Origin of the sequence: Ligilactobacillus sp. 110_WCHN (genome assembly GCF_030518115.1) — a bacterium.
Taxonomy (GTDB): Bacteria; Bacillota; Bacilli; order Lactobacillales; family Lactobacillaceae; genus Ligilactobacillus; species Ligilactobacillus aviarius_C.
Genome location: NZ_JAULLI010000019.1, coordinates 13746 through 32477, shown reverse-complemented (window position 1 = coordinate 32477; position 18732 = coordinate 13746). Strand labels below are relative to the sequence as shown.

Sequence of the window (18732 nt, the reverse complement as noted above, 5' to 3'; positions counted from 1 at the left end):
CCCTGCACATTTGTGTGTCGAAACATTGTTCAGTTTTCAAAGATCTATCAAATGTTAAAACAACAATTATATTTTAACATCTTATTTGATTTATGTCAACAAGAAATTTTACAACCTCAAGCGACGTTTTATATCTTAACAAGTAACAAAACAATTGTCAAGACCTTTTATATCAACAGTGAGAACGCTTTGCCTCACTGACAACAGTTAATATATTATCAACATTTTTTATTAACGTCAACTACTTTTTTTCAAAAAATAAATTTATTTTTTGTTCACAAAATATCACATTAAATTCTTCCCCAAATAACAAAAAAAGGACCCCTTCTTCAGGATTCCTTTTTCCATCTTTAATGTGCTGTTTGATAGTACTTATAAAGCTGTTTATTTGTTACTCCCTTTAGTTCTGGAGCATCCGTACTGAATTCATTTACGGTCGTCTTTCCGTGATTTTCATCCAGCAAACTTGTCGGATGTTTCTTTTGAGCTTCTTGGAGCTGTTTCATTCCAGCTTTATAGTTATAGTTGTAATCTGACTTATCAACCCGTTTAAAACCTTTTGGATGGTAGAATCGTAATAAATCTCCGGTAATGATCTGATCAGAGATTTCCAGTTGTTTATCAACATAATTCTGCTGATTCTTGATCCATTGCTTTTCTTCAGGTGTCAGCTTGTCATTTACAACTTCACCCTTATTGTTATAGATCTTGCTTCCAATCTTTGAGAAGGTTGGTGAAACAAAGTTCCCATCCCGGAACGCAACTGTTTGACTGTGATTTGGATTTAACAAATCTTGGCCAAGCATTAAGTATTGTTTATCCGGAATGCCTAATAAATCAAGTAATGTTGGCATAACATCAATTTCACCACCATAGGTATGATTAATGCCACCCTTTAGTCCAGGAGCGTGAATCATAAATGGTACCTTTTGGAACATTGCTAAATCATAGCTTGAAACAGACTTCTTACCTAAAAGTTGTGCAATTGCCTTCGGGTGATTATTTGAAATTCCATAGTGATCACCGTATACAACGATCATTGAATTATTGTATAACCCTGTTTGCTTCAAGTAGTTAATAAATTCACCAAATGCTTGATCCAAGTAACGAGCAGTTTGGACATAACCATCAACTGTATCATCACCAGTATCAGTCTTTGGAATCGACTGATTCTGCTTATCCAATTCATATGGATAGTGGTTTGTCAGTGTAATGATCTTTGCATAAAACGGTTGTGGAAGTTGTTGCAAGTAGTTAACTGCCTGCTTCAAGAAAATCTTATCCTTCAACCCATAACCGACATTATAGTTTTCTTTACTTGTGTAATAGTCCTTATCAAAGAAGTATTGATAGCCCCATGCTTTATATGTGTTGATCCGGTTCCAGAAACTCCCAACATCCCCGTGGAACGAAGCAGTTGAGTAACCATGCTGGTCCATAATTGCTGGCATCGCATCGAATGTATTTGAACCACCATATTCGGTCATCGCAGAACCTGATGGCAACCCATATAATGAGTTTTCAAGCATTGTTTCCGCATCAGAAGTTTTTCCTTGACCTACTTGGTTAAAGAAATTATCAAATGACAATGTATTTTGGTCATGATAGAACGCATCAATATTTGGTGTTACTTCCTGACCATCCCACTTATAATCAATTAAAAATTGTTGGAAACTTTCAAGGTGAATGACGAAAACATTCTTTCCCTTTTCCTTACCGTAATATTGAACATTCGGTGGAAGGTAATTCTGTCGTGCAAATTTCAGCGCTTTATTCAAGTCCTCTTTCTTTGCATCCTTCCGCGTTTGAGTCTGCTTATAATTCTGATATGCATTGTATCCTGCATAAAAGTTCATTCCAAGATACTTAACAATATAGTTATTATCAAATGTCCGTGTTAATAATTGCGGCCGATCTTGGTTAGCAGCCCCAAGATTAATTCCAAACAGAACAATCCCCGCAACTACCGAAATAATTCCTTGACGGAAACGAACCGAACGCTTATCTACTTTGATAACCTTAGTAATCAAAAGCAGTGTCAGTACAACAACATCAATAAATACAAAAAAGTCAGTTGGCCGAATAATCTTACTAATACTCAATCCAAGATTATTTGAAACTGAACCCGTTGATTTAATAACCGCTAAAGTTAAGAAATCTGAAAATTCCCGATAATAAAGGATATTTGCAAACAACCAAATCGATTCGATCCAGTCGATGACCATCATGATCCAATACGAAACTTTTCCCCTGAAGAACAAGGCAATTCCAAATAGGATCAATGCAAATGGGATTGGGTTGACGATTAATAAGATATTTTGAACTGTCCCAGAAACACCTAAAGTAAATTCTGTTTGGTAAGCAATATACGTTTTAATCCAGAACAGTATAATGACCAACGCAAAAAATACAAGTTTCTTACTTAAGAAATCTTGGACCTTCTTCAATGCTTTTCGCATCTCTTTATGCCTCCAAAATTAGATTATTAAAAAAGCGATGACTAAACATTCGTAAAGCCACACTTTTTTAACTTGAATATTCTTTAATCATCTAATAAATCAAAGATTTCCATTGCAGCTAAATCAATGTTATCAAACTCAAACTTTTGCTTAGTTGCAACTTCTTCCAAAGTGAATGTCTTGCTTACTGGATTGTAAGTAACAACTCCACGTTCATCACCGTCTTTTTCAAAACGACGAGATTGCGTTTCACTTTCGCCGGCTTTCATCATCGCATCAAGTCGTGAAATAATTGCCACGAGTTGAGAATTTTCCATCGCCATGTCCTCTTTCTTTATTAAATTCGTCCATAAAAAATAATGAACCATAGACATTTTAGCAAATTTTGCAAAATAACAATAGATGCATTATCGAAATTCATAACTTTTTAACAAAAAAGACATTAAGTAACCACAATTCAATAAAAAAACTGCAGGCATCCCTGCAGTTTGAAATTATTCCTCTGTGAGATCTACTCGTTGGACTTTCTTCGGCTTTTGAACCAACGCAACCATGCCTAAGAACATTCCGAAGTAATATGTAACGATTCGCCAAAGAATCATTGCAAGCACCAATTTTGTTCCCGAATGAATATATAATGAAAAAATCACATCAAAGCTAAACTCTGCACCGCCAGCACCGCCGGGAACCGGGAATAATGAGATTACCATTACGATCAAAACGTGCAACGTCGTAACCTCAATAATGTTTACATGGTGAACCCCAAGCGCCAAAATAATGAAATATGGAATAATGTAATACAAAATCAATTGGCCTAACGTAATAATTGCAATTTTAAAAATCGCCTTCTTATCGCGTTTAAGCCGCAAACTTTCTTGATAAAAGGTATCGATCTTTTCATCAAGTTTTGCCTTCCATTTGGGATATAAATTTTTGTTCTTGAACCACTTGAGCGGTGTTAAGCAAATATTAACCAATTTTCGGGTAAATCGATTCCAATACATTACCATTAACAATCCAACAATAACCGAAAAGTGAATCAAGAATCCAAATGCAATTAAGATTGACATTACATGCATCTTTGCCGCAATTAGATGAAAGCCAAAAATCATACAAATTACAAAGTTCACAACAATCATTGCCTGATAAACAATAAACTTCATCAACAAGATCGACGTTGCCTGGCCAACTTCAACTCCCGTTTGGGCCAGTGCTAAAATCTGAGCTGGCTGACCACCTGATGAAAACGGCGTAATTCCATTAAAAAGCTGTTCAACCATTGGAATCCGCATCACATCACGCCACCGCATATCAGGATAATGCTTTTTCAACAGGAAGCGAACAATCAGGGCTTCACATGCTAACGATAATAACATCAATCCAAAAGCGACCAGCAACCACCACCATTTAAGATCTTTTAAATTCATTAAAACACTGTGTAACGGAACATCGCGAAGCGAATATCCAAAAATACAGCATCCAATGGCAATCATGATTGCCAATACAATTTTATTTTTACGTGACATTATCTTCAATCCTTTACTAATCGAGTATAATAATCAAGCCAAATTTTAGCTAACCGCTCTTCCGAATAGTATTCGGCCCCAGCACGCGCCTGATCTTTCAAATAAGAAAGTTTTGCTTGGTCATGCTGAAGCAAAGTTAATTGCTCATCCATTTCATCAACATCCTTTGTCCCCAAATAGTATCCGTTAATGATTGAATGGTACAGATCCAAGTCACGAACCATTACTGGCAAACCAACACTAAATGCTTCAAGAATACTCATTGGAAAGAGTTCATTAAACGAAGGTAACAGGAATAGATCGGCAACATTATAATAATCATTCATTTCGTTACGGTCTAAAATTCCCGGAAACATTAAATTAGCAGGTGGCTGATCAACAACCCGTTTTAATTCGTTGTATCCGTCGGTCATCTTTCCAAACGAAAAACCACCAACCCAGATAAACTGAATCTCTGGATGACGTTTTGCCAATTCAATAAAATCCGGGACGCCCTTCCGCTCTTGAACCTGACCAACTCCGATCACCGTGAATTTATCGGCTGGAATTCCGAGTTTTCGGCGCATCTTTTCTTTTTTATCTTGGCTTTCCGAATAAAACTCTTTGTTAGAAACGAAGTTCGGAATGTATGTGATCCTATCCGCATCAATTCCGTAATTTTCTAATTTCTTTCCAAAAATCGGATTTACAACCACGATCTGATCCATTCGCTTATAGAAACTAATCATATACTTATAAAAAATCTTCTTCGCAAATGAAGGTAAATTAAGACTCCCTTCGATCGTTTCCGGGAGAAAGTGAACATACCCGACTTTAACCCCTCTTCCAGGTAAAAACGTCTCTAAATAAAAAAGCGGGTCAATCGTATGATAATGACTTATATCCGCTTTTCCTAACTTATTAATGACAATTTTAATTTTATCTGGAAAATATTCTTTCAAAAGATTAATTAACTCTGAATACGCACTTCCGACCCCTTGTCCTTTAACGCTTAAGGCGGAAGAATACATATGAATATTTAACATAAAATCTCCTCATTAAGAATGTTGGTACTCGTCAATACAATGCTCATAAAAATGGATAACTCTTTTTCCAAAATTCTCAGCAGAAATTGACTTTAATTTTTGTGCTAAAACCTTTTCGTTACGATATTTTTCCGGATGTTTTAAATACTCGACCACATCACTTACAAATTCATCAACAGTTGAATATGTCTTTCCCAAACAAACTTGATCCAACAACTCATCTGTATATGGACTATGGGTTGTAACAACTTTAAGTCCTGAAGCGAGGGCCTCATTGTAAGTTAACCCCTGCGATTCAGAAACAGACGTTGAAACGAACAAATTGGCCATACGATAATAATGTGGAACCTGATCATTACTGATTTCGCCGGTAAAAATCACACTTCCCGTCAAGTGAAGCCGTTTAACTTGGTTTTCGAGATCTTCACGGGCAGGACCGTCACCGCAAATCATTAATTTAGCTGCTGGAAGTTGTTCTTTGATTCTGACAAACGCATCGATCAGCTGATCAATATTCTTTTCATACGCTAAACGACTTAACGTTAGTAACAATGGCGTATCCGCCGCAATTGCATACTTTTTACGATAATCAACTTGATCTGCCTTGCTGAATTTGGCTAAATCGACCCCCGTTGGAATCACCGTAATTGGTTCAGTGACCCCATAACCACGTAACGTCGTTAATACCCGGTCACTTGGAGCAATAATTCCATTCATATTTTGTAAAAATGAACGGGAAATCTGTTTAACATGAACCGGCTTCAGCAGTTTTCCATTCGCAATATAATGTAAATAGTCTTCATACATTGTGTGGTACGTATGCACACATGGAATATTCATTTTACGAGCAACGTATTTCCCCATTACTCCCAATGAAAATTCGGTTTGGGTATGAATGATATCAAGCTTCACGGCTTGGGCAACATGTAACGCTCGATGAGCACCCCGAATTGCAATTCTTCGATCTGTAAATGAAACAAACGGAATACTTGTAAATCGAAATACGTTACGTTCATAGATATTTTTATCAACTCCCGGATCAGTTGTCGTAAAGATATATACATTATGCCCTTGACGTTCCAACTGTTCCCGTAACGTTTTAATTGAAGTTGCGACACCGCTAACTTGAGGATAGTATGTATCCGTAAATATTCCAATATTCACGAGCATCCCTCGCATTTCAATTAGTCAGTGTTTATTATATTATTTTCACCCATGTTTTTCAACGCAAGTTTTGTTAAAAATATGCCACTGATCCGCGATTTTGGCGCCATTTTAATGAAATTTTTTTGAACAAAAAAAGGGTTGCGAATAACACAACCCTTTAAGTAAATTTAATAACTATTTTGTATATTCCTTAACCAAGGCTTGAACTTCAGCTTCAGTTTCACAATCTAATGCTTTATCAGCTAATTCTTTCATCTTTTCAGTTGAAAGTTTCTTGATAAAGCTCCGCGTCTTCAAAATTGAAGTTGCACTCATTGAGTATTCATCTAAGCCAAGGCCGAGTAACAATGGAACTGCTGTTTGATCACCAGCCATTTCACCGCACATTCCGGTCCATTTACCTTCTTTGTGTGATGCATCAATAATATTCTTAACAAGCCGTAAGATTGATGGGTTAGTTGGTTGGTAAAGGTATGAAACCCGTTCATTTCCACGGTCAGCAGCCATTGAGTATTGAATCAGATCATTCGTTCCAATACTGAAGAAGTCAGCGTATTTTGCCAACTTATCAGCAATCATTGCAGCTGCTGGAATTTCCATCATCATTCCGACTTGAATATCATCAGCAACTTCAACGCCCTTTTCAACTAATGCAGCCTTTTCCTCTTCAAAGATTGCCTTAGCATCTTTAAATTCTTGCACAGTTGCGATCATTGGGAACATGATTGCTAACTTACCATACTTCGATGCCCGTAATAAAGCCCGAAGTTGAGTTCTAAAGATTTCTTGTTGATCTAAGCATAACCGAATTGCCCGGTAACCCAAGAATGGGTTTTGTTCATCAGGTAATGGAAGGTAAGGTAACTTCTTGTCCCCACCGATATCCATCGTCCGAACAACAACTTGCTTACCGTTCATTCCTTCAAGAGCTTCTTTGTAAGCTTCAAATTGATCGTCTTCACTTGGAAGTTCTGAAGCATCCATATATAAGAATTCTGAACGGAACAAGCCAACCGCTTCAGCACCGTTATCATTTGCCCCTTCAACATCTTGAGGAGTTCCGATATTGGCAGCCAAGATTACTTCTTTATCATCAGCAGTAACTGACTTTTCATTCTTTAATTGTTCCCATTCAGCTTTTTGAGCAGCAAAATCCTTTGCTTTTTGTTCGTATTCACGAACTTCATCAACAGAAGGCTTTACAATTGCTTCACCATGAATGCCATCAATAATTACTTGATCGCCTTCATGAATATCTTCGGTTGCTGATTCAGAACCAACAACAGCTGGAATTTCCAATGTCCGTGACATGATGGCTGAGTGTGATGTCCGGCCACCGATGTCAGTTACAAATCCCTTAACATAACGCCGATCAAGTTGAGCCGTATCTGATGGAGTCAAATCATGCGCAACGATAATAACTTCTTTATCGATCAATGCTGGGCTTGGAAGAGTTACCCCTAATAAGTGGCTTAATACCCGTTTCGTTACGTCACGAATATCGCCAGCCCGTTCCTGCATGTACGCATTATCTGTCATTGCTTCAAACATTGAAATGAATGTATCCGTTACATCCTTCAATGCTGATTCGGCATTAACCTTTTCATCATTGATCTTTGTTTCAATTTGGCCGATCATTTCAGGATCAGACAAAATTGTCAGGTGAGCTTCGAAAACTTCTGCTTCTTCTTCACCTAAATTTTCTTTTGCTTTTTCTTTGATTGTTTCAAGTTCTTTTTTAGAAGCATCAATTGCTGAGTGTAACCGTTGAATTTCTTCATCGGGATTTTCAATTGTCTTCTTATCAAAAGATAAATCCGGTTCTACAAGCATGTAAGCTTCAGCGGTTGCAATCCCGTCACTTGCAGCAATCCCCTTAAGTACCTTTGACATTATTCAGCTAAGCCTTCCTTTTTCATTGTTTCGTCAATTGCAGCGATTGCGTCTGCTTCGTCAGCGCCATCTGCTGAGATTGTTACGTCAGCGTTTTGACCAACACCTAATGACATAACACCCATGATTGACTTCAAGTTAACTGACTTGTCGTTGTAAGTTAATGTAATGTCTGAACTGAATTTGCTAGCTGTTTGTACTAATAATGTAGCTGGGCGTGCGTGAATTCCTGTTTCTGCAATTACGTGAAAATCTTTCTTTTCCATGATAAATCATGCTCCTTTAAAACAAATTATTTACTTAGTAAAATGCCTTTTCATTTCTACGAACACGTTTTCATAAAGCCGTAATAAAAAAAGGCGTTCCGCATGGATAAATATTAACATGTAATAATTTAAATAGCAAGCGCTTTTTTCAATTATTGGAATGGCTTCCATCATCGAAATGATAGACTGCGCCGCCACCGCGTTTTGCTTCACCAACGATACTCTTTTTATACTGATAATTCATTAACACATGTTGAAATTCCATGAAATGGTCCATTTCAACATCATATTCTTTTAACTTACCGGTCCGTAAATCATCGAGAATTTTCTGATAATCTTCTGCCATTCTTTTCCCTCCAAATTTAACTTTGTTTTAAGTATAGCATGCATTTTTAAGCTTGGGCTTGCACTTTTGGTTAAACTTTGTATAATAAAAGTTAATAAAGGTCAAAGTTGGTCAAATAATTTTTGACGAATTAGAAAGGACGTGAGTCAATGCTCTGTCAAAATTGTCATCAAAATCCAGCGACAATCCATTTAACAACTAATATTAATGGACGTCAAACATCGCTTGATCTTTGCCAAAATTGCTACCGGGCCTTAAAGAATCAGGTCAGCGAAAGCGGCAATGGGATGGGCGATCCATTTGGGTTTGATTTTAATAATTTCTTTAATTCAATGGCCGGAGCTGCGCCAAACGGACAACGCCGGCGAGAACAGGTTCCGCCTACCCAAGGAGAACGCGGCGGTCAAAACAATAACGGCTCGATCCTTGATCAATATGGAATCGATCTTACCGCTGAAGCCCGTGCCGGTCGAATCGATCCGGTTATCGGACGGGATAAAGAAATTAAACGGGTAATTGAAATTTTAAACCGGCGGACAAAAAATAACCCGGTCTTAATTGGTGAAGCTGGGGTCGGTAAAACTGCCGTTGTTGAAGGTCTTGCTCAAAAAATCGTTGACGGTGACGTACCGCAAAAACTTCTTAATAAAAAAGTCATTCGGCTTGATGTTGTTTCCCTTGTCCAAGGAACCGGTATTCGCGGTCAATTTGAACAACGGATGCAACAATTAATGCAAGAACTGAAAAAAGCTGAAAATATCATCCTGTTCATCGATGAAATTCATGAAATCGTCGGTGCTGGAAACGCTGAAGGCGGAATGGACGCCGGAAATGTCTTAAAACCCGCTCTTGCACGGGGTGAACTTCAATTGGTAGGGGCAACAACTTTAAATGAATACCGTTCAATTGAAAAGGATGCTGCCCTTGCACGGCGGTTACAACCTGTTCAAGTTAATGAACCAAGTATTAAAGAAGCATTGGAAATCCTTAAAGGAATCCAATCAAAATATGAAAGTTACCACCACGTGAAATACACTCCGCAAGCATTAAAAGCCGCAGTTACGTTATCATCCCGGTACATTCAAGATCGGTATCTGCCAGACAAAGCAATCGACCTATTGGATGAAGCCGGATCACGGAAAAACCTGACCCTTGAATCGGTCGATCCAAAATTATTGGAAGAACGAATCAAAAATGCCGAAGAACAAAAGCAAGCTGCTTTGAAAGAAGAAGATTACGAAAAAGCTGCTTATTATCGTGATCAGGTTAGTCGCTTTGAAAAAATGCAACAGGAAAGCGTTGATGATTCAAACGTTCCAACCGTAACTGAAAAGGATATGGAAAAAATCGTCGAAGAAAAAACTAATATCCCGGTTGGCGAATTGAAGGCCAAGGAAAAGGAACAGCTTAAAAACCTTGCCCAATCCCTTGAAAGTCATGTAATCGGACAAGATGAAGCCGTTGATAAGGTTGCCCGTGCAATTCGGCGGAATCGAATCGGCTTCAATAAATCTGGTCGTCCAATCGGTTCATTCTTATTTGTTGGACCAACCGGTGTCGGGAAAACCGAAACTGCTAAGCAACTTGCCCGCGAGCTTTTTGGAACCGAGGATGCAATGATCCGGTTTGATATGAGTGAATACATGGAAAAGCACTCCGTTTCAAAATTGATTGGTTCGCCTCCTGGATATGTCGGTTATGAAGAAGCTGGTCAACTAACTGAACAAGTTCGGCGTCATCCATACAGCCTGATTCTTCTTGACGAAGTTGAAAAGGCTCACCCGGATGTCATGCATATGTTCCTTCAAATTCTTGATGACGGACGCTTGACCGATTCACAAGGTCGGACCGTTTCATTTAAGGATACGATCATTATCATGACTTCAAATGCCGGAAGCGGCGACTCAGTTGTCAACGTTGGCTTCGGGGCAGATAGTGCAGGCAAATCAAATTCAATCATGGATCGATTAACCAACTACTTTAAACCGGAATTTTTGAACCGGTTCGACGATATTGTCGAATTTAATGCCCTTTCAAAAGATGATTTAATGAAGATCGTTAACTTGATGCTCGATGATGTTAACCAAATGCTTGCTCAACAAGGATTAACGATCCATGTAACTGCTCCGGTCGCCAATAAATTAGTTGAACTTGGGTATGATCCAAAGATGGGTGCGCGGCCACTTCGACGGGTCATTCAAGAACAAATTGAAGACCGAATTGCAGACTACTATCTCGATCATCCGGATGTAAAGCACTTTACTGCCAAACTGGAAAATGACGAGATTCACATTACTAAAGCTGAAGACAAAGAAGCATAGTTATTAAAGCGCGAATAACTCGCGCTTTTTTTATGTTCGTAATCATTCATTTTGCATGTCATTTAAAAGCTTTTAAGCTATAATTAAAGAAGAAAGAAATTAGGGAGGGTTTAACATGCAACTTATTGATGTAACCAACAGCTATGCCCAAACAATTCGGCAACAGTTGCTCAAAACATCTGCGCACTTTATTAAAGTTTTCACCCTTGGAAATTCAAAGGTCGTTTACCGCAAAAAGCGCGACGTTGCTGAAATTGTAATCTCAAACAAGATTCGGCCGGTTACTGATAAAGAAATCAGTTACGTTGAAGATGAACTTCTTGGACAAGATTCATCAAAGGCAACCGTTACAAACGAAGGTAAGATCGTTGAAATTAGTCTTAACAACTAATTACTAAGAAAGAGGCTGTGACATAAGTCGCAACCTTTTTTTATCCTAATTTCCAATAAAATTTTATTAATTAAATGGTTAAAAAAATGAATGATATACGTTATAATTAATGAGGGTAACTATTTTTAGGAGGTGAAATTATGGCATTTAAATTTATGAATAAGATTCGGCGTTCCTTTAATTCACGGCGGAATGCCCGCAAACAAATGCGTAAACCTTCTTTTGAAAGAAAGACATCAGTTTCACCTGAAAATCATTCAAATTTAAATGATGAAATTAACATTGAATCTTCCATTGAGCCTGCTGAAGAGAAGCAAGTTGAAGCTTCATCAACAAGTTCAAATGAAACTCAAAGCCAGCAAGAAGCGGTTAAATCACCCGATGAACGTGAAAACGAACCGGCTGACACAACTAATCAACTTCCTGAAGAATCCAATCATGATTTGGAAACCTCAGCTGAAGATGAAGAGAAATCAGAAGAGAAAAAGTCCGAGTTAGATTCTCACCATTCGGAAGTTAAAAAGGCTTCAACGCGTCCAGATTCGACCATTATTATTATTTATCAAGATGAGAACCGGCGCAGTTTAAGTTCACCCCAAATCATTTCGGGGAAGCGCGGTGAAGCAATCAACTTCAAGTTCAAAGAATTTGAACATTTTGACTTGATTCACATTGACGGATTCACATCCGTTTTCGTTGAACCATACGGATCAATGACATTAACGTACCGGCGGCAAAGCGGTGCTAATATTTGGCTTTTTAGTCAAGATATTGATGACTTGCATATGCTGGGCAAACCGCGGTTTGTTTCTGGAAAGGTTGACGAAAAGTATTCACTGACTCCGCCAAACTTTATCGGCTATAACCTGCTTCGGGCAGAGGGACCTGTAAACGGTAATTTCAATGAACAACAGCAGGTTGTTACTTACTATTACCGGGATGCTTCATGGAAGGAAGTCGACTTTAACGTTAAATACTTGAAAATGCGGGTTTCACAACCTGGTTATGATGCTCCGCATGGAAATGATACTTACATTACCCTTGCAAAAGATACCGTTTGGCAAGTTTTTGAAACGGTTCAATTAACAAGTGGTGAACGGTGGCATTGTTTAGGCGGAAATCTTTGGATTCAAGAAGATTACGATAAGGTTCGCTTCGTTGATTCTCTTCCGCAATACCAAATTGAAGATAACTCAACCAAGCCATTTACCATTGACTTGAACTTCCAAGCAATCATTGACTTCGTTCCAAACAAGAAATTAACCTTATATAACCGTCCATTTGGTGAACCCGTTGATTCGATTAAAGACGGTTCGATCGTTACGATCACCGAACGTGAAGGTGGGCGCGAAATGCAATGGTTTAAGGTTGACGACCGCGGATGGACGATTCGGCAATACCTTGATTTCGATATTGAACATAAGGTTTCACAAGAAAAGGAACGGCTATCTGAATAATTTTGAATTGAAGCGAAACATTTTTATGTTTCGCTTTTTATAAAAATCCCAGTGAGCTAAAAACTCACTGGGATTTTTTCTATAATTTAGCTGTTAATTTAACATCTGGATACTTATCTTCAAACCACCGTTCTGCAAACTCATTTTCGAACAAGAATAACGGCTGGTCTTGCCGGTCCTTAACTAACAAGTTTCGTGAACTCGACATCTTTTCATCCAGCTGTTCTGGGTCGATCCACCGCGCAATCTTATGGCCCATTGGTGTCATGACAACTTCAGAATTGTATTCGTTCTTCATCCGGAATTGGAAAACTTCAAATTGCAGCTGACCAACTGCACCTAAAATATAATCATTGGTCGTATAACTCCGGTAAAGCTGAACGGCCCCTTCCTGAACCAATTGCTGAATTCCTTTATGGTATGATTTCTGTTTCATCACGTTTTTCGGCGAAACCTTCACAAACAATTCAGGTGTAAATTGAGGCAACTTTTCAAATTGAACTGCCTTTTTCCCGGTATAGATCGTATCCCCAATCTGGAAGTTTCCGGTATCATATAATCCAATAATGTCCCCGGCAACCGCATTTTCAACCGTTTCACGACTATCAGCCATAAATTGCGTTGAGTTTGATAACCGAATCTTTTTCCCTGTGCGTTGAAGGAAAACATCCATTCCCCGATCAAATTCGCCTGAACAAATCCGGACAAATGCGATCCGGTCACGGTGATTTGGATTCATATTTGCTTGAATCTTGAAAATAAATCCACTAAATTGTTTCTGTACTGGTTCAATTTCGGTTCCATCAACTGTTTTGTGAGCTGACGGTGCCGGTGCATATTTCAAATAGGCATCCAAGAACGTCTTAACCCCAAAATTCGTTAAGGCTGATCCAAAGAAGACAGGCGTTAAATCCCCTGTTGCAATCTTTGCTTCATCAAATTCATTGCCGGCATTCTTTACCAAATCAACTTCTTCTAAGACTTGTTGGTAAATACTTTCCTCTTTCAAAGGATGGTCGCCCTTAATTTCGCCGTTTTCATCTAATTCAAGGAAGTTTTCGCCTTGATCCTCACGTTGATACAATTCAATCCGATTGTTATAAATATCATACAATCCTTTAAGGCCCTTCCCCATTCCAATCGGCCAGTTCATCGGATAAGCTTCAATTCCAAGCGTATCTTCCAATTCACCGATCAAATCAAGCGGTTCGCGCCCATCACGGTCAAGTTTATTCATAAACGTAAAAATCGGGATCCCGCGCATTTTACAAATTTGGAAAAGTTTCTTTGTTTGCGGCTCGATCCCTTTTGCAGAGTCAATTACCATGACCGCTGAATCAACGGCCATCAATGTCCGGTATGTATCTTCAGAAAAGTCTTCGTGCCCTGGCGTATCCAAGATATTGATTCGCTTTCCAGCATAATCAAATTGCATTACAGAACTCGTAACGGAAATTCCACGTTTCTTTTCAATTTCCATCCAGTCAGACTTAGCAAAATTTCCAGTCTTCTTTCCTTTAACTGTTCCGGCTTGGCGAACAACGCCCCCAAATAAAAGAAGTTGTTCCGTAATTGTTGTTTTCCCGGCATCTGGGTGAGAAATAATCGCAAATGTCCGGCGTTTTTCAATTTCTTCCTTGAGTTTCTTTTCATCTATCATTTAATTTCCACCTTAAATTTTTCGATTTATGATTTGGCTGTGATCACAAGCATTCTTGGTTGAGAGAACATATTCAACCGCTGCCTGTTTATTCGGTTTTCGAACGTGCCGTTTATTGGTTGCCAAGAAATAGCCTGCCCCAAGAAGTAACGCAACCAGCAAGATTAACATTAAAACTACTTTCGGCCATTTCCGCTTAGCCTTTTTCTGGGTTTGTCCCTTATTTACCTGATCTTGATAAACCGGATCAATTCCCTTTTCAACGAAAAATGCCTTCCGCATCCGGGGTTCATCTTTTCGCGTGTAGCCATGCCGGAACTGTTCGATTTTAAATTCTTCATAAACACTGTCAATGTTAAAGTCCATTTGCTCTTGCTGTTTTTTAGCAATAAAATCATTTTTCTCTGGGCGTGACAATGCATTATACCAATCCAAAGAATAGTTATATTGTTGAACAACTGATTGCGTTGGTCCAAAATCTTGAACTTCTCCGTATTGAAGCCATAAAGCCCGTTCACAGAATCCTTCGATCACAATACTCTTTGAATCCGCAATGATAAAGGAAACCCCTTTGTCTTTAAGTTCCTGAACCTTATTTGAAGCCTTTAAATAAAACGGTTGATCCAGAATTCCAAAAACATTATCAAGAAGAACTAAATCTGGTTCCAGGTACATTGCAATCCCCATTGATAACCGTGCATACTGCGCCGTTGAATATGCTTTTACAGGACAATACAACCATTCGCCAAGTTCGGTAAAGTTTAAAATGGCGTTGGTAATGTGATCACCTTTAAAGTCGTCAATTTCTGATTTGGCAATTGCTTTGCGAATATTTTCCAATCCGGTCAATTCCGGATCAAGAATTCCGTTCGTCCCCGCATAGGTGATCCGTGAGTGGGTTGTAATAAAACCCGTCGTTTGTTCATCCAATCCGGCAATGATCCGCATCAACGTTGACTTTCCCGAACCGTTCGCCCCAACGATTCCAACCGCTTCGCCATCATTAATGTCTAAATTAACTCCGCGCAAAAGCCAAAGATGCCGATCATCATTCTTTTTATTTTTAGCTTTCTTATCTTTTGCCTTCTTATCAAGAATAAGCGGCATTTCCTTTGTAATATATTTAATTTGTAATTTTCCCATATTTTCACCTAATTATCGCTATTTATCCAAGAATAATACTACAAAATTCTAGTTTTACCGTCAAATTTTGCCAGCGAAATGAATACGAAAAAAGAGACCGCAACTAATGTCGCAATCTCTCCCATTCATTCAACGATTTCATCTAGCGTTCGTCGTACTTTTCCATTTCACTCTTGCCTGGACGAGTCATTAACTTTTCAATTTCTTCTGGAATATTAGCATCATTGTAAAGAACATCGTACATTGCATGGCAAATTGGAAGGGTCAAATTTAATTGATTTCCAAGTTCGTATGCAGCCTTGCATGTGTTGATCCCTTCAATAACCATTCCCATGTTTTTAATAATGTCATCAAGTTCCTTACCTTCACCTAATTGGTTACCGCACCGCCAGTTACGTGAATGAACACTTGTACATGTAACGATCAGGTCACCGACTCCGCTTAATCCCATAAATGTGCTTGGATCTGCGCCTAACGCAACTCCTAACCGGCTGATTTCAGCTAATCCCCGGGTCATCAAAGCAGCTTTAGCGTCATCACCATATTTCAAGCCGTGCAAAATTCCAGCTCCGATTGCGATGATGTTCTTGAATGCACCACCAACTTCAACCCCGATCACATCAGTATTGGTGTAGATTCGCAAGTACTTGTTCATGAAAATCTTTTGAACTGCATGCGCATTATCAAGATTTTCACTTGCAGCTGTAATTAATGTAATGTCCTTATTGGCAACTTCTTCAGCATGACTTGGGCCAGAGAAGACAACCATTCCTGAACGATATTCTTCAGGGATTTCTTCAGTAATAACCTGTGACAAACGTTTGTGAGTTCCAAGTTCCAACCCTTTACTTGCATGAATTAAAATTGGCTTGATTGAAAGTTCCTTCAAGACTTCAAGTAATTGTTGGGCTACCGGACGAATCACTTTCGTTGGGATTGCAAACAATACAAAGTCTGCTCCTGTAACAGCTTCTTTCAAATCGAGGGTCGTAATCAACTCTTTTGGATATGTATAGTCATGAATATAATGTTCGTTAGTGTGCTTTTCGTTCAATTCCTTTACTTGTTCTTCGGAATTTGTCCAAAGCATGACTTGATTTCCGTTTTCAACAAGGACGCTGGCTAAAATACTTCCCCAAGAACCTGCGCCAAGAACTGCAATTTTTTTTGTCATTTTTTCATCCCATCTTTTTCTATATTAAAATCTAACCTATGCTTAAAGTTATCACAAAACTTCGGAATCAGCAATTAATATAGACTGCCTATTCTTTGGATTGTTCTTTTTCCGGTGTTGTTCTAATTTGAGCAATATCGTAAACAAACTTAACGACGACCTTAGTAACGGCATATAACGGAACTCCTAGAATCATTCCTAAAAGTCCGGCAATGTTCCCGGCAACTAACAAAATAATAATGATCGTTAACGGATGTAAGTGAAGCGACTTGCCAATTACGTTTGGATATACCAAATTACCATCAAGCTGTTGAACAACAATGCAAACAACGATCACCCAGAAAACTGTTGGAAGTGATTTTGAAAATGCTAAAAACAAAGCCGGCATTAATCCGATATACGGTCCAAGGTACGGAATAATATTCGTAATTCCGGCAAATAGTCCGACTAATAATGCATACGGAATGCCCGTCATACTGTAACCAATTGCTGAAAAGGTTCCAACAAAGAGACATTCGATCATTTGTCCTGAAATATAACGCGATAACGTTGCACTCATTTCATGCAAAAGCCGTGCAACCTTGCTTCGATTGTGTTCCGGGAAGAATTTTTCAACCGTTGGAACCAGTTTTTCGCCATCCTTCAACATATAGAACAAAATAAACGGCACCGTCACCAATGTAACCGTGACACTTGTAATCGTTCCAATTACCGATCCTAAACTAGTTGTTAGTGACAAAATGAACTTCTTCAAAATCGAAGTTAACGAGCCTTCAAACTTATTCATATAGGAATGCAGATCGACTTTTTGGAGCCAATCAATATGACTGTTATTAAATAGGTTCGTCAAGAAGCGTTGCAGCTCGCTTAAATATCCTGGAAGTCCGATCACCAACGATTTGATCTGTTCGATCAACCGGGGAATAAAGAATGAAATCACTAATCCTAAAACTGAAACCAAAAGCAAGAAGACAATGGTAATTGCTAACGGCCGCTTGACCTTGAATTTTTTGATTTTGATTTTCATCAGCATTTTAACTAACGGATTCAATAAATAAAATAAAAATCCGGCAATTAAAAATGGTGCAAACAGTGTTTGGAAAAAGGTGAACACCGGACTGAAAACAAACCGAATCTTGGTAAATACAAAAATTAAAGTTGCTAACAACAACAGTTCAGCTGACCAAAACATCAGCTTCTTTTTCCGTTTTTCGTTTAAAAACATTTAAAACTCCTTTCACATTATCAAAAAAGCCGCGCACCCTTCCACGCGGCTCAAGTTATAAACGGTATCTACCCTTCTACTGTCGGCGTGATAATTGAAGATAGCGATTATACCAAATCTCAACATATTCCTTTGAAAACGGACCCTTACCGTTATTGATCCAGTCGACCAAAGTTAAAACATTATGTTTGAGAATTTTGTCGATTTCCGGAGAGTAATTCCATTTTTTACTATGATCTTCATATTCATCTACATCAAGCAACCGCTTCTCACCGTTCGGAAAAACCTTCACGTCTAAATCATAGTCAATGTACTTTAAGGCTTCACGGTCCATTACAGAAGGCGATGCCAGATTGCAGTAATATGAAACTCCATTATCGCGAATCATGGTTACAATGTTGAACCAATAGTGCTTGTGAAAGTAAATCAACGCCGGTTCCCGGGTAACCCATCGCCGACCGTCTGCTTCAGTTACAAGCGTATGGTCATTGCATCCGATAATTGCATTATCACTTGTCTTTAATACCATCGTATCGCGCCATGTTCGATGTAAACTACCGTCGTGCTTATAACTTTTTATCGTAATAAACTCGCCCTCTTTGGGGCCTCGTGAGTGACGCATACTTAGCCTGCTTTCTATAAACACAGGTGTTGATTACACCGATCATCATGAGTATTA

The 18732-nt window shown here is 38.6% G+C and carries 16 protein-coding genes; 3 read left to right on the top strand and 13 right to left on the bottom strand.

What is annotated here, in order from left to right:
- Positions 1–350: 350 nt before the first annotated feature.
- The 8 genes from Q3C15_RS07065 to Q3C15_RS07030 form a co-directional block, all read right to left on the bottom strand.
- On the bottom strand, positions 351–2459 hold the full coding sequence (locus Q3C15_RS07065; RefSeq protein ID WP_283573649.1) for an LTA synthase family protein: 2109 nt from the start codon (positions 2457–2459) through the stop codon (positions 351–353).
- An 83-nt stretch (positions 2460–2542) separates the two neighbouring features.
- Entirely contained in the window at positions 2543–2776 is a 234-nt protein-coding gene (locus Q3C15_RS07060; protein ID WP_057826735.1) for a YkuJ family protein, read from the bottom strand.
- A gap of 177 nt (positions 2777–2953) precedes the next feature.
- Positions 2954–3985 carry a lysylphosphatidylglycerol synthase transmembrane domain-containing protein gene (locus Q3C15_RS07055; RefSeq protein WP_204779549.1) on the bottom strand — a complete coding sequence of 344 codons (1032 nt, stop codon included), beginning with the start codon at positions 3983–3985 and terminating at the stop codon, positions 2954–2956.
- Between the two features lie 5 nt (positions 3986–3990).
- Complete coding sequence (locus tag Q3C15_RS07050) at positions 3991–5010, bottom strand: glycosyltransferase family 4 protein (protein ID WP_302704774.1); 1020 nt, start codon at positions 5008–5010, stop codon at positions 3991–3993.
- A gap of 12 nt (positions 5011–5022) precedes the next feature.
- Positions 5023–6174, bottom strand: coding sequence for a glycosyltransferase family 4 protein (locus Q3C15_RS07045; RefSeq protein ID WP_283573646.1), 1152 nt, complete (start codon positions 6172–6174; stop codon positions 5023–5025).
- A gap of 177 nt (positions 6175–6351) precedes the next feature.
- On the bottom strand, positions 6352–8070 hold the full coding sequence (gene ptsP / locus Q3C15_RS07040; RefSeq protein ID WP_283573645.1) for a phosphoenolpyruvate--protein phosphotransferase: 1719 nt from the start codon (positions 8068–8070) through the stop codon (positions 6352–6354).
- Positions 8070–8336, bottom strand: a complete 267-nt coding sequence (locus tag Q3C15_RS07035) for a phosphocarrier protein HPr (RefSeq protein ID WP_057826730.1) — start codon at positions 8334–8336, stop codon at positions 8070–8072. Before Q3C15_RS07035 ends, ptsP begins: the two co-directional genes overlap by 1 nt.
- 148 nt (positions 8337–8484) lie before the next feature.
- The gene (locus Q3C15_RS07030) at positions 8485–8682 is read right to left on the bottom strand and encodes a hypothetical protein (RefSeq protein WP_057826729.1); all 198 of its coding nucleotides are present in this window, start codon (positions 8680–8682) and stop codon (positions 8485–8487) included.
- A gap of 149 nt (positions 8683–8831) precedes the next feature.
- On the opposite strand from Q3C15_RS07030, the gene Q3C15_RS07025 reads away from it, so the two are divergent.
- The 3 genes from Q3C15_RS07025 to Q3C15_RS07015 all read left to right on the top strand — a co-directional run bounded on the left by Q3C15_RS07025 (position 8832) and on the right by Q3C15_RS07015 (position 12851).
- On the top strand, positions 8832–11003 hold the full coding sequence (locus Q3C15_RS07025; RefSeq protein WP_278852003.1) for an ATP-dependent Clp protease ATP-binding subunit: 2172 nt from the start codon (positions 8832–8834) through the stop codon (positions 11001–11003).
- 115 nt (positions 11004–11118) lie between these two features.
- Positions 11119–11394 (top strand): DUF1827 family protein, encoded by a 276-nt coding sequence (locus tag Q3C15_RS07020; protein ID WP_204779544.1) that lies wholly within the window; start codon positions 11119–11121, stop codon positions 11392–11394.
- A gap of 140 nt (positions 11395–11534) precedes the next feature.
- Positions 11535–12851, top strand: a complete 1317-nt coding sequence (locus tag Q3C15_RS07015) for a MucBP domain-containing protein (RefSeq protein ID WP_302704773.1) — start codon at positions 11535–11537, stop codon at positions 12849–12851.
- Between the two features lie 79 nt (positions 12852–12930).
- Here the strand turns inward: Q3C15_RS07015 and Q3C15_RS07010 are convergent, their stop codons facing one another.
- The 5 genes from Q3C15_RS07010 to Q3C15_RS06990 all read right to left on the bottom strand — a co-directional run bounded on the left by Q3C15_RS07010 (position 12931) and on the right by Q3C15_RS06990 (position 18675).
- Positions 12931–14508 carry a peptide chain release factor 3 gene (locus tag Q3C15_RS07010; RefSeq protein ID WP_064208434.1) on the bottom strand — a complete coding sequence of 526 codons (1578 nt, stop codon included), beginning with the start codon at positions 14506–14508 and terminating at the stop codon, positions 12931–12933.
- Between the two features lie 15 nt (positions 14509–14523).
- Complete coding sequence (locus tag Q3C15_RS07005; protein WP_302704772.1) at positions 14524–15654, bottom strand: ABC transporter ATP-binding protein; 1131 nt, start codon at positions 15652–15654, stop codon at positions 14524–14526.
- Positions 15655–15796: 142 nt separating this feature from the next.
- A complete protein-coding gene (locus Q3C15_RS07000) occupies positions 15797–16828 on the bottom strand; it encodes an NAD(P)H-dependent glycerol-3-phosphate dehydrogenase (protein WP_302704771.1) in 1032 nt (343 codons plus the stop codon).
- An 88-nt stretch (positions 16829–16916) separates the two neighbouring features.
- Positions 16917–18053: an AI-2E family transporter gene (locus tag Q3C15_RS06995; protein ID WP_302704770.1), complete on the bottom strand. Its 1137-nt coding sequence runs from the start codon at positions 18051–18053 to the stop codon at positions 16917–16919.
- Positions 18054–18129: 76 nt separating this feature from the next.
- A complete protein-coding gene (locus tag Q3C15_RS06990; RefSeq protein WP_278851989.1) occupies positions 18130–18675 on the bottom strand; it encodes a DUF402 domain-containing protein in 546 nt (181 codons plus the stop codon).
- Positions 18676–18732: the final 57 nt, after the last annotated feature.